The 14711-nt window shown below is 71.9% G+C and carries 11 protein-coding genes and 2 pseudogenes; 2 read left to right on the forward strand and 11 right to left on the reverse strand.

The features are described 5' to 3' along the window. Nucleotides 1–5 precede the first annotated feature (5 nt). The 8 genes and pseudogenes from V2W30_RS09410 to V2W30_RS09445 form a co-directional block, all read right to left on the reverse strand. A complete protein-coding gene (locus tag V2W30_RS09410; RefSeq protein ID WP_338695243.1) occupies nt 6–908 on the reverse strand; it encodes a carbohydrate ABC transporter permease in 903 nt (300 codons plus the stop codon). 20 nt (nt 909–928) lie between these two features. After that, nucleotides 929–1876: a sugar ABC transporter permease gene (locus V2W30_RS09415; RefSeq protein WP_338695245.1), complete on the reverse strand. Its 948-nt coding sequence runs from the start codon at nt 1874–1876 to the stop codon at nt 929–931. Between the two features lie 143 nt (nt 1877–2019). Next, nucleotides 2020–3756: an L-arabinonate dehydratase gene (gene araD / locus V2W30_RS09420; RefSeq protein WP_338695247.1), complete on the reverse strand. Its 1737-nt coding sequence runs from the start codon at nt 3754–3756 to the stop codon at nt 2020–2022. After that, complete coding sequence (locus tag V2W30_RS09425) at nt 3753–4682, reverse strand: dihydrodipicolinate synthase family protein (RefSeq protein ID WP_338695248.1); 930 nt, start codon at nt 4680–4682, stop codon at nt 3753–3755. The genes araD and V2W30_RS09425 overlap by 4 nt, the downstream gene beginning before the upstream one ends. After that, nucleotides 4679–5350, reverse strand: a complete 672-nt coding sequence (locus tag V2W30_RS09430; protein ID WP_338695250.1) for a GntR family transcriptional regulator — start codon at nt 5348–5350, stop codon at nt 4679–4681. Before V2W30_RS09430 ends, V2W30_RS09425 begins: the two co-directional genes overlap by 4 nt. Before the next feature lie 372 nt (nt 5351–5722). Then, nucleotides 5723–6301: a TIGR03086 family metal-binding protein gene (locus V2W30_RS09435; protein ID WP_338695252.1), complete on the reverse strand. Its 579-nt coding sequence runs from the start codon at nt 6299–6301 to the stop codon at nt 5723–5725. 79 nt (nt 6302–6380) lie between these two features. Further along, nucleotides 6381–7541: a hypothetical protein gene (locus tag V2W30_RS09440; RefSeq protein ID WP_338695254.1), complete on the reverse strand. Its 1161-nt coding sequence runs from the start codon at nt 7539–7541 to the stop codon at nt 6381–6383. After that, nucleotides 7538–8502 (reverse strand): annotated as a pseudogene (locus V2W30_RS09445) (5-dehydro-4-deoxyglucarate dehydratase). The gene V2W30_RS09440 and the pseudogene V2W30_RS09445 overlap by 4 nt, the downstream one beginning before the upstream one ends. Before the next feature lie 217 nt (nt 8503–8719). On the opposite strand from V2W30_RS09445, the gene V2W30_RS09450 reads away from it, so the two are divergent. After that, nucleotides 8720–9568 (forward strand): NAD(P)-dependent oxidoreductase, encoded by an 849-nt coding sequence (locus V2W30_RS09450; protein WP_338695256.1) that lies wholly within the window; start codon nt 8720–8722, stop codon nt 9566–9568. Between the two features lie 89 nt (nt 9569–9657). On the opposite strand, the gene V2W30_RS09455 is transcribed toward V2W30_RS09450, so the two are convergent. From V2W30_RS09455 to V2W30_RS09465, 3 genes and pseudogenes are all read right to left on the reverse strand, one after another. Beyond that, on the reverse strand, nt 9658–10920 hold the full coding sequence (locus tag V2W30_RS09455) for an amidohydrolase (RefSeq protein ID WP_338695258.1): 1263 nt from the start codon (nt 10918–10920) through the stop codon (nt 9658–9660). A gap of 85 nt (nt 10921–11005) precedes the next feature. Continuing rightward, nucleotides 11006–12234: pseudogene (locus V2W30_RS09460) on the reverse strand (TerD family protein). A 95-nt stretch (nt 12235–12329) separates the two neighbouring features. Continuing rightward, entirely contained in the window at nt 12330–12920 is a 591-nt protein-coding gene (locus V2W30_RS09465; RefSeq protein ID WP_338695259.1) for a TetR/AcrR family transcriptional regulator, read from the reverse strand. A gap of 150 nt (nt 12921–13070) precedes the next feature. On the opposite strand from V2W30_RS09465, the gene V2W30_RS09470 reads away from it, so the two are divergent. Continuing rightward, nucleotides 13071–14507, forward strand: a complete 1437-nt coding sequence (locus V2W30_RS09470; protein WP_338695260.1) for an MFS transporter — start codon at nt 13071–13073, stop codon at nt 14505–14507. The last annotated feature ends 204 nt before the right edge of the window (nt 14508–14711 follow it).

Here is a 14711-nt window from a genome sequence, read left to right on the forward strand (position 1 = left end):
GGTTCTCATCCCTTCACCGCCCCGGCGCTGAAGCCCGTGACGAGGTACTTCTGGATGAACGCGAACACGATCACGACGGGGAGCGCGGCGATGACGCCGCCGGCGGCGAGCGCCCCGAGGTCCACGGAGTCGGCGGAGAGCAGGGTGTTCAGGCCGACCGGGATGGTCTGGAGGTCCTGCTTGGACAGGAACATCAGGGCGAACAGGAAGTGGTTCCAGCTGTGCACGAAGGCGAAGGAGCCGACGGCGACGAGGCCGGGCCGCAGCATCGGCAGGACGATCGCGCAGAAGGCGCGGAAGCGTCCGCAGCCGTCGACCCAGGCGGCCTCCTCCAGGGAGTACGGCACGTTCTTGATGAAGTTGCTGAGCAGGATCATCGAGAGCGGCAGCTGGAAGACGGTCTCGGCGATGATCACGCTGCCCAGCGAGTTGATCATCTGGATGCCGGCGAACACCTTGAACAGCGGGACGAGCAGCAGGGCGCCCGGGACGAACTGGGAGCACAGCAGCGCGAGCATGAAGCCCCGCTTGATCCTGAAGTTGAAGCGGGCGAGGGCGTAGCCGCCGGCCAGCGAGACGAGGGTCGTCATGAACAGCGTGACGACGCCGACGATGAGGCTGTTCTGGAAGAAGACGCCGAAGCTTCGCTCGGTCCACACCTTCTCGAAGTGGTCGAGGGTGATCGGCCAGGGCAGCATGCCGGTGGTGCCCGCGGGGCGCAGGGCGAAGAGGATCATCCAGTAGAACGGGACGAGCGTGAAGACGAGGTACACGCCGAGCGGCAGGTAGATCTGCCAGCGGGGCGCCTCGTCCCAGGCGCGGCGTTCCTTGCGGGTCCGGGCGGGCGTGCCGCCCGGTCCCGCGGGGGTGCCGGTGTGCGCGGCCTGCGGCTTGTCGGTGACGGCCACGGGTGCCTCCTGGGCGGTGGTCACTTGTCGTCGCCCCCGAACTTGCTGAGCCGGAGGTAGAGGATCGAACAGAAGAGGAGGATCACGAAGGCCACGGTGGTCAGGGCCGAGGCGTAGCCGAAGTCGTGTGCGTCGACGGAGATGTTGGCGATGTACAGCGGGAGTGTCGTGGTCTGTCCCGCGGGGCCGCCGCCGGTGAGGGTGTAGAGCAGGTCGACGTTGTTGAACTCCCACACCATGCGCAGCAGCGTGGCGAGGACGATCGCGTCCTTCAGGTGCGGCAGCGTGATGTGGAAGAACTGCTGGAGGCGCGAGGCGCCGTCGACCTCGGCGGCCTCGTACAGGTCCTTCGAGACCGTTTGCAGGTCGGCGAGGATGAGGATCGCGAAGAAGGGGACACCGCGCCACAGGTCCGCGACGACGGCCGCGGAGAAGACGGTGTTCGGGTCGGAGAGCCAGCTGGAGCCGTACTCGGCGAGGCCCATGTCCGCGAGGTAACGGGTGATGCCGGTCTGGGAGTTGTAGAGCAGCACCCAGATGGCGCTGGTGAGGACGCCGGAGACGGCCCAGGGTGAGAACACCATGGCGCGCGACAGGGCGCGGCCGACGAACGTCTGGTTGACGATGAGGGCGAGCGCGAGGCCGAAGAGCAGCTGGAGGCCGACCTCGACGACGACCCACTTGCCGCTGAAGGCGAGCGTGGACCAGAACTGGTCGTCCTCGGTGAAGATCCGGGTGAAGTTGTCCCAGCCGGCGAATCCGTTGCGCCAGGGCTTGGTCGGGTTCTCGTTCTGGAACGCCGTGTAGAAGACGTTCAGTACGGGATACGCGATGAAGCCGAGCATGAGGAGCCCGGCCGGCGCGATGAGCAGGTAGGGCAGCTTCTTCGGTGTGGCCGAGCGGCGCTTGCGCGCGTTCGGCGGTCCCTCGGGCCTTGGTGCTTTGGCCACGGCGGTGGTCGTTGCCATGGTCGGCTCTCCGTTCGTACGGGGTGGGGCGGAGGGGAGGTCGGGTGGTGTGCGCGTGCAGGGGGTGAAGGTCCCGCCCCCATCCCCGAAAGTCGTTCGAGATGTCGGACAGGGGGCGCCGGGACGGTCCGGTGCCCTTGCGGTCAGCTCGCGTACGGGTCGGCGGCCTTGCCCGGCCGGGCCAGGAACTCGAAGTCGCAGCCGGTGTCGGCCTGGGTGATCTGGTCGTTGTAGAGCGCCCCGTACCCGCGCTCGAACCGCTCGGGCGGCGCCGTCCACGCGCTCCTGCGGAGCTCCAACTCCTCGTCGTCCACGTTGAGTCGCAGGGTGCGCGAGCCGACGTCGAGGGTGATGCTGTCGCCGGTGCGGACCAGGGCGAGGGGTCCGCCGACGTACGACTCGGGGGCCACGTGCAGCACGCACGTCCCGTAACTCGTGCCGCTCATCCGGGCGTCGGAGATCCGGACCATGTCGCGTACGCCCTGCTTGAGCAGGTGGTCGGGGATGGGGAGCATGCCGTACTCGGGCATGCCGGGGCCGCCCTTGGGGCCGGCGTTGCGCAGCACCAGGACGCTGTCGGCGGTGATGCCCGACTCCGGGTCGTCGATGGTGCGTTGCATCGTCCTGTAGTCGTCGAAGACGACGGCGGGTCCGGTGTGCTTGAGCAGGTGCTGCTCGGCGGCGATGTGCTTGATGACGGCGCCGTCGGGGCAGAGGTTGCCGCGCAGGACGGCGACGCCGCCCTCCGCCGCGACCGGGTTCTCGCGGGGGCGGATCACGTCGTCGTCGTGCACGACGGCGCCTTCGAGCTGCTCGCCGAGCGTCCCGTTCACCGTGGGCCGTTCCAGGTGCAGCAGGTCGGTGATCCGGGAGAGGAAGGCGGGCAGTCCGCCGGCGAAGTAGAAGTCCTCCATGAGGTACGTCTGTCCGCCGGGGCGTACGTTCGCGAGGACCGGGACGGTACGGGCGATACGGTCGAAGTCGTCGAGGGACAGGGGCACGCGGGCGCGTCCGGCCATCGCGATCAGGTGGATGACGGCGTTGGTGGAGCCGCCGAGCCCGAGGACCGTGGTGACGGCGTCCTCGAAGGCGTCGGGGGTGAGGATCTCGGAGGGCTTGAGCGCGGTCCAGGCGAGTTCGACGGCGCGGCGCCCGGAGGCGGCGGCCATCCGCTCGTGCGCGGAGTCGACGGCGAGGACGGAGGACGCGCCCGGCAGCGTCATGCCGAGGGCCTCGGCCGCCGCGGTCATCGTGGACGCCGTGCCCATGGTCATGCAGTGACCGGGTGAGCGGGCCAACCCGCCCTGCAGCTCCCGCAGTTCGCAGTCGGTCAGGTTGCCCGCGCGGTGCTCGTCCCAGTACTTCCACATGTCGGTGCCGGAGCCGAGGGTCTCGCCGCGCCAGTGCCCGGGGAGCATCGGCCCGGCGGGGACGAAGACCGACGGCACGTCGGCGGAGGTGGCGCCCATGAGCAGCGCCGGGGTCGACTTGTCGCAGCCGCCGAGCAGCACCGCCGCGTCGACGGGGTAGGAGCGGAGCAGCTCCTCCGTCTCCATGGCGAGGAGGTTGCGGTAGAGCATCGGGGTCGGCTTCTGGTACGTCTCCGAGAGCGTGGAGACGGGGAATTCGAGCGGGAAGCCGCCCGCCTGCCACACGCCCCGCTTGACGGCCTCGGCGCGCTCGCGCAGATGGACGTGGCAGGGGTTGATGTCGGACCAGGTGTTGAGGACGGCGATCACCGGGCGGCCCCGGTACTCCTCGTCCTCGTAGCCGAGTTGACGCATCCGGGCGTTGTGCGACCAGGTGCGCAGGGCGCCCTCGACGCCGTACCACAGGTGGGAGCGGAGCTCTTCGGGGGCGAGTCTGCGGCGGGCCGTCACAGGGACCACCCCGCCGCGATCCGGGCGACCTCGGCGCGCTCCGCCTCGGGCAATTCCGCGCTGGGCGGGCGGACTTCGCGGCGGCACAGGCCGAGGGAGGCGAGGGCCTCCTTGACGACGGTGACGTTGTTGGCGGAGGCGTCCGCGCCGCGCAGCTCCTCGAAGCGGCGGATCTGCTCCCAGACCTTCATGGCGGCCGGGTAGTCGCCGGATCGAAGCGCTTCGATCATGGACAGCGAGATGCCCGGTTCGACGTTCACGAGTCCGGAGGTGAAGCCGGTGGCGCCGGCCGAGAAGTACGAGGGCGCGTACGGCTCGGCGAGGCCCGCGACCCACACGAACCGGTCGAGGCCCGCGTCCCGGGCGAAGCCCGCGAAGCGCGCGGCGTCCGGGACGGCGTACTTCACGCCGATGACGTTCGGGCAGGCGGCGCCGAGTTCGGCGAGCCGGGCACCGGACAGCGTGGCGTTCTTGATGTAGGGCACGACGCCGATCTCCGGGACGGCCTCGGCGATCGCGCGGTGGTAGTCGACCCAGCCGCCCTCGGAGACGTACGGGTGCACGGGCTGGTGCACCATCACCATGTGGGCGCCGTGGTCGCGGGCGTGCCGCGCGGTGTCGATCGCGGTCGGCAGGTCGTGGCCGACGCCGACGAGGATCGCGGCCCGCTCCCCCGCCTCGGCGAGGGTCACCTCGGTGACCAGGATCCGCTCCTGGGGGCTGAGGGCGTAGAACTCGCCGGTGTTGCCGTTCGGCGTGAGGACGCGGACGCCGCCGTCGAGCAGACGCCTCAGCAGCGAGCGCAGCGCCGGCTCGTCGACGGATCCGTCGGCGGCGAACGGGGTCACCGGGATCGCGACGACGTCGGCGAGCGCGGCCCGCTGATTCTCGAAGGAGGACGCCGTGGGGGGCGTGGGGGCTGTCATGAGTCCTGCTCACCCGTTTCTTCCAGGGCCTGCGAGGTTTCGGGGAAGGCCCGCCGCACGAACGACGCGATGTGGTCGCGCAGGGCGCGCGAGGCGCCCTGGGCGTCACCGGCGAGGGCGAGCTCCAGGATCTCCCGGTGCTCGGTGGCCTCCCGCTCCCAGGACGGGTCGGCGGCCCAGGCCACCGCGGAGACCAGCGCGGCCTGGTCGCGGACCTCGTCGAGCATCTTGCCGAGCAGCGGGTTGCCGCACGGTACGTACAGGGCGCGGTGGAACTCCCGGTTGGCGAGGGAGCGTTGGGCCGTGTCGGTCGCGGTGGCGGCTCGTTGCAGGGCGTCGCGGGCCGCGTCGAGGGAGGCCCGGCGGCGCACGGTGCGGCGCAGCGCCTCCGGTTCGAGGAGGAGGCGCACGTCGTAGACCTCGCGCGCCATGTCCGCGTCGACCATGCGCACCGTGACGCCCTTGTACTGGTTCATCACGACGAGCCCGGTCCCGGCCAGGGTCTTGAGCGCCTCGCGCACCGGTGTCTTGGAGACGCCGAACTGGGCGGCGAGGTCGGTCTCCACCAGGGCCTGCCCTGGCCTCAACTGGCCGGTCAGGATGCGGTGCTTGATCTCCTCCTGGACGTACTGGGTACGGGAGGGGATCGGCGTGGGCACAGAGGTCATGCGCGCCTCTCGGTCGGGCGTGGGGTGGCATCCGGCGTCCGGTCCATGAGGTCTGATCACTGCTCTCCGACCTCTGATATCTGACGTCTGATGTCTGGTGTCTGGCGTCTGATGTCTGTCGTATCTCGTATCGCGTCTCATATATGACGTACGAAGTACGACGCGTTGAAGCTAGAAGCACCGGCATGTTTCGTCAACGCTTCCGACAAAAGAAGTCCGTTGTTCTGCAAGCGAGTTGGCCCGCCTGGTCGACCGGCCGAACACCAGCCGGACCACAGCAGGACAAAAAGCACGTGCCCGGCCCCGCACACCGCCGGTACGGCGGGGCAGGGCCGGGCACGAGAGTGCGCGCGGCGCGGGTGACGACGGTGGCTACGGCTTCCAGTGCGGGTCGCGGCCGCTCAGCCCGATGACCCGGTCGAGGAACGGGGCCTCGTCCGGGACCGGTACGACCGGGCCGAACAGTCCGTCGGGCCCCTCCTCGGACGGGGAGAGCAGCGCGTGGGCGGCCCCCAGCGCGGGCTCGTCGGCGGTGTAGTCCTGGCCCGTCGCGCGGGCGAGGTCCCAGCCGTGGACGACGAGTTCGTCGGCGGTGACCAGGCCGGCGACGGAACCGGGCAGGTCGAGGCCGCCCGCCTGCGTCATGCCTTCCCAGGCCGCGGGGTCCTCCCAGGCGCGGGCGAGCGCGTCCAGGGTGCCGGGCAGGGTGCAGCGCCAGTCGGGCGCGAGGTCGGGCAGCGCGCTGCCGGGGTCGGTCGCGGTCCGCTCCCCGGTCTCCTTGAGCGCGGCACCGCGCAGGGCGACGGCGAGCCCCGCGACGTGCCCGAGGAGATGGCGTACCGCGTAGTCGGGGCAGGGGGTGGGCAGGTCCAGCTGGTCCTCGCGCACGCCGTGGGCGAGGCGTGCCACGATGCGGGCCTGCGGGCCGATGTCCACTGTCGCGTCACTCATGGGTGACCTTTCCGGTTCGGGTGGATGTCCCTGTCACCGGTGGACCGGCCCGCCGCCCGAAACTCATCGGTGCCGCGGGTCACACGTGCGCGAGGGCCTCCCGTACGGCGTCGAGGTCGGCGTCCGACGCGAGGCCCGCGTGGTAGAGCCGCAGCTCGGTGGCGCCCAGCTCGCGAGCGGCGCGCGCGTCCGCCGCGAGGGTGTGCGGGCTGCCGCCCATCCCCCGTACGACGGTGAGGTTCGCGGCGACGATCCCGGTGCCCTGTTCGGCGAAGGGGCGTACGGGAGCCGCGCCGCCCGTGCAGGGCACGACGACGCCGTCGGCGACGGAGAGGATGTGCGCGGGGTCGACGCCGGCGTTGGCTCCGCAGTGGTAGGAGACCGGGTCGGCGTGGAGCAGCACCTGGAAGCCGGCCGGGGCCGCTTCCCGTACCGCCGCGACGGCCGCTTCCTGGAGGGAGCGGGCCGTGGCGTCGCGGTGGGCGCGGGTGGCTGCGGCCGGGTCGGCGCCGAGCAGTTTCTCGACCGTCGGCCAGCCGTCGTCCGTCGCCTCCCCTCGCCATACGGGTTCCAGGGCGGCCCGCACCGCGCGCGCCAACTCATCGGCGTCCAGGCCGTGTTGTCCGTATCCGGCGCGGCAGTCGGCGCAGAAGCACAGGGACATCAGGTACTGCCCGGCCTCGCCGAGGCCGACGCCGGCCGTCTTGTCGTGGGCGTGCAGATGCGCGAGGCCGTACCAGCCGAGGGATTCGAGTTCGGTGCCGTGCGCGCCGGGCCGGGTGGCGGCCTCGGCGGCGAGGTCGACGAGGTACGCGCGGGTGGCGGGCTGTGCGATGCAGGGGGCCCAGGGGTAGCGGTCGCCGTAGGCGTTGACGACGGAGGTGTCCGGGTGCTCGGCGCCGAGCCGGGAGTTGTGGGCGAGCACGACCCAGGTGTGGACGTCGAGTCCGGCGTCGGCGAGCGCGGTGGCGGCCTCGCCGTAGGCGTCCCCGGGGGCCCAGCCCCCTGCCGAGTAGGGCCGCAACTCCCGCCCCTGCCAACGCTGTTCGTCGGCCGGGTAGAGCACGGCGGCGTGTTCGGCGGTGACGACGCGGTGGCGCGGGTGGCGGGGCGTGAGGGCCCGGGTGGAGTGGTAGGCGGCGGCGAGGGTGACCTGCTGGACGCCGAGGTCGGCGATGCGGCGGGCGGCGTCCGGGTCGCCGTTGACGTCCCAGGGATAGACGAAGGCGGAGGTCTTCATGCGGCGTCATCCTCGCTGCCCGTGGGGCCTTCGAGCAACGCCCGCCCGCGTTCGACGAGTTCGGCGAGCTGCTTGACGTGTTCCCCGGTGGGCTCGTGCAGCGGCGGGCGGACCTCGCCGACGTCGAGCCCGCGCAGCCGTACGCCGGCCTTCACCAGGGACACGGCGTAGCCGCGGCCCTGGTTGCGGAGTTCGACGAGCGGCCGGTAGAAGCCGTCGATCAGCCGGTTCACCGTCGTGTCGTCACCCGTGTTCAGCGCCCGGTGGAAGGCCTGCGCGATGTCGGGCGCGAAGCAGAAGACGGCGGAGGAGTAGAGGGTGACGCCGATGCCGCGGTAGGCGAGGCCGGTCAGTTCGGCGGTCGGCAGGCCGTTGAAGTAGAGGAAGTCGTCGCCCACTTCGGCGCGCACGGCGCTGACGATGCGCTGCATCAGGTCGAGGTCGCCGAGGCCGTCCTTGAGCCCGAGGACCTTGGGGTGGCGGGCGAGGGCGACGGCGGTCTCGGGGGTGAACACGGCGTTGTCGCGCTGGTAGACGATGAGGTCGAGGGAGGTGGCGTCGGCCAGCTCGGTGTAGTGCCGCAGAAGCCCTTCCTGCCCGGCGATCACGAGGTAGGGCGGCATCGCCAACAGGCCGTCCGCGCCCGCGCGTTCGGCCGCGCGCGCGTAGCGGACGGCGAGCGCGGTGCCGTATCCGGCGCCCGCGACGACGGGGACGCGCCCTCGGTGGCCTCGACGGCGGCGGCGACGCAGTCCTCGAACTCCTCGGGCGTGAGCGCGTGGAACTCGCCCGTGCCGCAGCAGGCGAACACGGCGGCGGCCCCGGCCTCGACGCCGCGCCGCACATGGGTGCGGTAGGTGTCCAGGTCGACGGCGCCGTCGGGCCCGTACGCGGTGACGGGAAAGAACAGCGGCCCGCTGGGGATGCGGAGCCGGTCGGCGAGGGGGCCAAGAGGGGGCATCGTCACGGGCTCTCCCTGAGACACTGAGACATGTACATGTTTCTGATCTGCGTCTATATTTCTGAACGCGCTCACCGTAAGCCGCCCCAAAGGGGACGGTCAAGCGCCCGAACTCGCTGCATTCGCGGGACTCTTGACGGCCCGGACGACTCCTCCTTAGCGTGGCCCCGCGCATCCACGCATGTGAATGCAGCTCACGGACACGGAGACGACGTACATGTCAGCAGCCCCCTCTGGGCCTCGCACGATCCTGCTCACCGGCGCCGCCGGCGGCCTCGGCACCCTGATGCGTGAGCTGCTGCCCCGGCACGGCTACGCGCTCCGGCTGCTCGACGTGCGCCCGGTCGAGGGCGCGCCGGACGCCATCGTCGCCGACCTCAACGACACGGAGGCGCTGCGCGAGGCCGTGCGCGGCGTCGACGGCGTACTGCACCTGGCCGGGATCTCCCTGGAGTCGACGTTCGACAAGATCCTGGAGTCGAACATCAAGGGGACCTACCAGCTGTACGAGGCGGTGCGCGCGGAGGCCGCCTCGCGCGCGGACGGCACGGCGCCCCGGGTCGTCTTCGCCTCCTCCAACCACGCGATCGGCTACACGCCGCGCCCGCGCGTGGAGGACGGCGACCCGCTCGTCCCGGTCGGGACGCCGCGCCGCCCCGACACCTTCTACGGCCTGTCGAAGTCGTTCGGCGAGGATCTCGCCCAGTTCTACTGGGACAAGCACGGCCTGGAGACGGTCTCGGTCCGCATCGGCTCCTGCTTCAAGGAGCCCACCGACGTCCGCATGATGTCGGTGTGGATGAGCCCGGCCGACGGCGCCCGCCTCTTCCACGCGGCGCTGAGCGCGCGGGACGTGGGCCACACCGTCGTCTACGGCTCGTCCGCCAACACCCGCCTGTGGTGGGACCTTTCGACCGCCCGCGCCCTCGGCTACGAGCCGCAGGACGACTCGGAGGAGTACGCGGAGAAGCTCCTCGCCGAGTTCGGCCCGCTCAGCGACACCGACCCGGCGCACCTCCACATGGGCGGCCGCTTCGTCAACGATCCGCCGGTCTGGCCGTACTGACACCGCCTCACGGACCCGGCCCCGGCGCGCGCATCAGCGACGGGCTGCCGCTGGACGACGACCTGAGGACCGTCGACGTGCCGTAGCCGTCAGCGGCTCAGCCAGGTGTGGGCGGCGACCACCAGCGCCTCCACGCCCGTGCTGAGCGTGGGCTCGACGACCGGGGCGAAGTGCGGGGAGTGGTTGCCGGGGAGGTCGTCCACGCGGCCGGCCAGGAAGGCGGCGACGGTCGGCTCCGGGTCGAGGCCGCCCCAGAACCAGAAGACGGTGGGCACCTTGAGCACCTCGCCGAACAGGCCGACGTCCTCGCTGGCGGTGACGAGCGGCAGCGTCCGGATGCGCTGCTCCCCGAAGTGCCCGGCGAACGCGGCGACCGTCGTCTCGGTCGCCGCGGGGTCGCTGACCAGCGCGGGCGCGGCGCCCGACCAGGTCAGGTCGGGTTCGGCGACGGCACCGCCGGCCGCCGACTCGGCGCGTACGACGCGCTCGACGGCGGTGCGGACCAGGTCGCGGATCTGCGGGGTGTACGTACGGATGTTGATCCCGAGCTCGGCGCTGTCGGGAATGACGTTGTCCTTGGTGCCCGCCTGGAGCCGCCCGACGGTGACGACGGCGGGCTCGGCCGGGGGGACCTCGCGGGCGACGATGCCCTGGAGCCGGGTCACGACGTGCGCGGCCATCACGACCGGGTCGACGGTCGACTCCGGGCGTGAGCCGTGGCCGCCGCGCCCGTGCAGGGTGACGTGCAGCGAGTCGGAGGCCGCCATGACCGGTCCGGTGCCGTACGCGAGGAACCCGGCGGGCAGCGGGCCGACGTGCTGGCCGAGGACGATGCCGGGCACGGGGAACCGCTCGAAGAGGCCGTCGTCGATCATCCCCTGGGCGCCGACGACGAGTTCCTCGGCGGGCTGGAAGACGATCAGGAGCGTGCCGGACCAGGCGTCGCGGGCCCGTGCGAACAGGGTGGCCGCGCCGACGAGGCAGGTGGCGTGCATGTCGTGGCCGCAGGCGTGCATGACGGGGACGTCGCGGCCGTCCTGGTCGACGCCGCGCTCCGTGGACGCGTAGGGCAGTCCGGTCTTCTCCTCGACGGGCAGCGCGTCGAAGTCGGCGCGGAGCATGACCACGGGCCCCTCGCCGTTGCGCAGGACGCCGACGACGCCGGTGGTGCCGACGCCCTCGACGACCTCGTCGCAGCCGGCGTCGCGCAGCCGTCGGGCCAGCAGGCCGGCGGTGCGGGTCTCCTGGAGGGACAGCTCCGGATGCCGGTGCAGGTCCCGGTAGAACGCGGCGAGATCGTCGCGGATGCCCGCGAGTCCGTCGATCACCGACTGCACCTGCGGCTGCGCCATGGCCCGGCCCTCCTCGTGTCCCTTGCGGGCACGGTACCTCCGGGCCGGGCGTCCGGCCCGGCCACGAGGGCCGGACCGGTGGCGGCTACAGGGCCTGCGCCGCCGGCTTGACCATGCCGCGCGCGGTGCGGGACTTCACGAAGTCACCCATCGCGGTCATCTCCCACTCGCCGGAGAACTGCTTGATGAGCTTGGCCATCATGACGCCGGTCTGCGCCTCCGCGTTCGTGAGGTCGAAGCGGACCAGCTCCTCGCCGGTGGCCGCGTCGAGCAGGCGGCAGTACGCCTTGGCGACCTCGGTGAACTTCTGGCCGGAGAACGAGTTCACCGTGAAGACCAGGCCCGTGACGTCCTGCGGGAGCCGGCCGAGGTCGACGACGATGACCTCGTCGTCGCCGCCGCCCTCGCCCGTGAGGTTGTCGCCGGAGTGCTTGATCGCGCCGTTCACGATCGACAGCTTGCCGAAGTAGCAGGTGTCGATGTGGTTGCGCTGCGGCCCGTACGCGATGACCGACGCGTCCAGGTCGATGTCCTTGCCGCGGAACGCGGGCTCCCAGCCGAGGCCCATCTTGACCTGGCTGAGCAGCGGCTTGCCGCCCTTGACCAGGGACACCGTCTGGTTCTTCTGGAGGGAGACGCGCCCCTTGTCCAGGTTGATCTTGCCGGCGCCGGGGGCCGGGGCGGCGGGCGCGGCGGGGCCGCGGCCGGCGGCGGGGGCGGGGCGATGCGCGGGTCGACCGGGGGCGTGGTCGGCGCGGGCATGGCGGCGGGCGGCGCGACCGGGGCCGCGGCGGGAGCGGGCGTGGCGGCGGGGGCGGCCGGCTCCTCGACGCTCACGCCGAAGTCGGTGGCGATGCCCGCCAGCCCGTTCGCATAGCCCTGGCCCACGGCGCGCGCCTTCCACGCGCCGTTGCGCAGGTACACCTCCATGACCACCAGGGCCGTCTCGGTGCCGAGCTGCGGCGGGGTGAACGTGGCGAGGACCGAGCCGTCGTCCGCGTTGCGGATCGTGGCCGTGGGCTCGATGCCCTGGAACGTCTGCCCCGCGGCGTCCGGGCTCGCGGTGACGACGATCTTCTCGATGCCGGGCGGGACCGCGCCGGTGTCCACCGTGATCGAGTCGGGGCTGGTGCCACCGCCCGACGCGTAGGTGACACCGGGGCCCGCGGGCTGGTTGTAGAAGATGAAGTCGTCGTCCGAGCGCACCTTGCCGTCGGCGGTGAGCAGCAGGCCCGATACGTCGAGCCGCACGGGGGCCGAGACGTCCACCGCCACACGCTGCGCCGTGAGCGGGATGTTCGAGCCGGGGGTCATAGCTGTCATGCCAGGGGTAACGAGCGGCTCCGCTTTACCGTTCCCTTACCGAAGACTTTTCTCATGAGCACCCGTCCGGCCGCACGCGGGCGCCGTCAGGGCTTCGCGCGCACCCCGTCGAGCAGGAGCTGCTGGTAGCGGCGGATGTCCTTGGGTCCGTCGCCCGCGAGCTGGGCCGCGGTGACCATGGCGTGGTTGAGCCGCAGCAGCTCCAGATGGGTGAGGTCCTCGCGGACGTCGCCCGACGCCTGGGCCGCCGCGAGCAGCTCGGCGGCGGCGGCCTTGAGGACCTCGCCGCACTGGACGACGACGGGGGCTCCGCCCTCGGCGACGGCCGCGCCGAGCAGCGTCTTGAGCGCGCGCACCCGCACGATCTGCTCCCCCAGGTCGGCCAGCCACGCGAACAGGGCTTCGCCGGGCGGCAGTGCGTCCGCCAGCTCCTTCGCCCGTCCGGCGATTTCCTCGAACTGGTCGACGTAGACGGCCTCCATGAGGGCCTCCCGTGTCGGGAAGTGCCGGTAGAGCGTGCCCGAGCCGACACCGGCCCGCTTGGCGATGTCGTCGAGGGAGGCCTCGGCGCCCTTCTCGGCGAACGCCAACCCGGCTTCCTGGACGAGCCGTTCGTAGTTGCGCCGCGCGTCGGCCCGCTTCGGCTTCGCCGGGCGGCCCGCTCCCACCTGGGTCATTCACCACTCCTGCCAGAACGCCTTGCACAACCGGGGACGGTCTCCGTATGTTATCCGGAGCTAAACGGAGACAGTCCCCGCTTCATCTCGCGGGCAGTCCGGGCTGCCCGCGCGTTCCCTCAACCCGCCGTCCTCGTACGGGAGTCGAGCATGTCCTCCGCACCGCCCGCCACCGAGTCCGCCTCGGCCTCACGGCGCACCGTAGCGCGCCCCGGCACCGTCCTCACCCTCATCGTGACCGCGTATCTGATGGTCGGCCTCGACGCCACCGTCGTGAACGTGGCCCTGCCCGACATCCGGCGCACCCTGCACTTCTCGCCGACCGGCCTGTCCTGGGTCCTCAACGCCTACACCCTCGCCTTCGGCGGCCTGCTCCTGCTGGGCGGCCGGATCGGCGACATCGTCGGGCGGCGCAGGGCGCTCACCATCGGCGTCCTGCTCTTCGCCGCCGCCTCCCTGGCCGGCGGGCTCGCCGCCGACAGCGGGCCGTTGCTCGCCGCGCGAGCCGTGCAGGGCGCCGGCGCCGCACTCATCGCGCCCAGCACCCTCGCCCTGATCACCACGCACTTCGCCGAGGGACCCGCCCGGCACCGGGCCCTCGCCGTCTACTCCTCGATGGCCGGGATCGGCGCCTCCATCGGGCTCGTCGTGGGCGGCGCGCTCACCGACCTCGCGTCCTGGCGCTGGGCGCTGCTCGTCAACGTACCGATCGGCGTCGCCCTGGCCGCGGCCCTGCCCCGCGCGGTCCGCGAGACGCCCCGCCACACCGGGCGGTTCGACGCGGTGGGAGCAATCACCGGCACCGCGGGGATGTTCCTCCTCGTCTACGCCTTCATCCGGGTCTCCGACAGCGGCTGGTCCGACACCCGCGCACTCACCTGCTTCGCCTCGGCGGCCGCGCTGCTCGTCGGCTTCCTCCGCGTCGAGTCGCGCGCCCGGCAGCCCATCGCGCCGCTCACCCTCTTCCGCGACCGGGGCAGGGCGGCCGCCTACGCGGTGATCCTGCTGCTGCCCGCGGGGAACTTCGGCGCCTTCTACTTCCTCACCCTGTACGTCCAACAGGTCCTGGACTACAGCCCGTTGCGGGCGGGGTTCGCCTTCATGCCGCTGACGGCCGGTGTGTTCGCGACGGTGCGCGTCGTGCCACGGCTGCTCGCCCGCTTCGGCGCGAAGCCGCTGCTGCTCACCGGTTCACTCCTGATGGTGGCCGCCGGCGGCTGGCTCTCCCGGCTCGACCTCGGGGACGGCTACGCGACCGGGCTGCTCGGCCCGATGCTGCTGCTCGGTGTGGGCGTCGGCCTGAGCTTCATGCCGCTGAACGCGACGATCCTGGCGGGCGTCACCCCGCGCGAGGCGGGCGCGGCCTCGGGCCTGCTGCAGACCTTCCAGTGGCTCGGCGGCACGCTGGGCCTCGCGGTGCTGGTCACGGTGTACGGCACGGCGACGCGCGGCGCGCACGGCTCGGCGGACGCCGTCCTGGTGCATGGCGCGACGAGGGCCTTCGAGGTGGGAGCCGGGATCGCCGTGATCGCACTCGCCGTGATCGTGACGGTGCTGCGGGGCTACAGGTCCCGGACCAGCGAGTAGCGGCGCGGAACGTGCCGCCGGTGGCGCATACCGGGCAGCACCCGCCGCGCCACCTCCGGCACCTCACCTGGCGCGTTCTTCTCACCAGCTCTGCCAAATGGTCCGCCTTGGGGCTGATTCGCAACTTCAGGATGTCGGACAGCCGGATCAAGGCGGTGGCCCGTGAGACCTCGACGCGACAGAGCGGGCGCCTGTGGACGATCG

Origin of the sequence: Streptomyces sp. Q6, assembly GCF_036967205.1 — a bacterium.
GTDB lineage: Bacteria > Actinomycetota > Actinomycetes > Streptomycetales > Streptomycetaceae > Streptomyces > Streptomyces citrinus.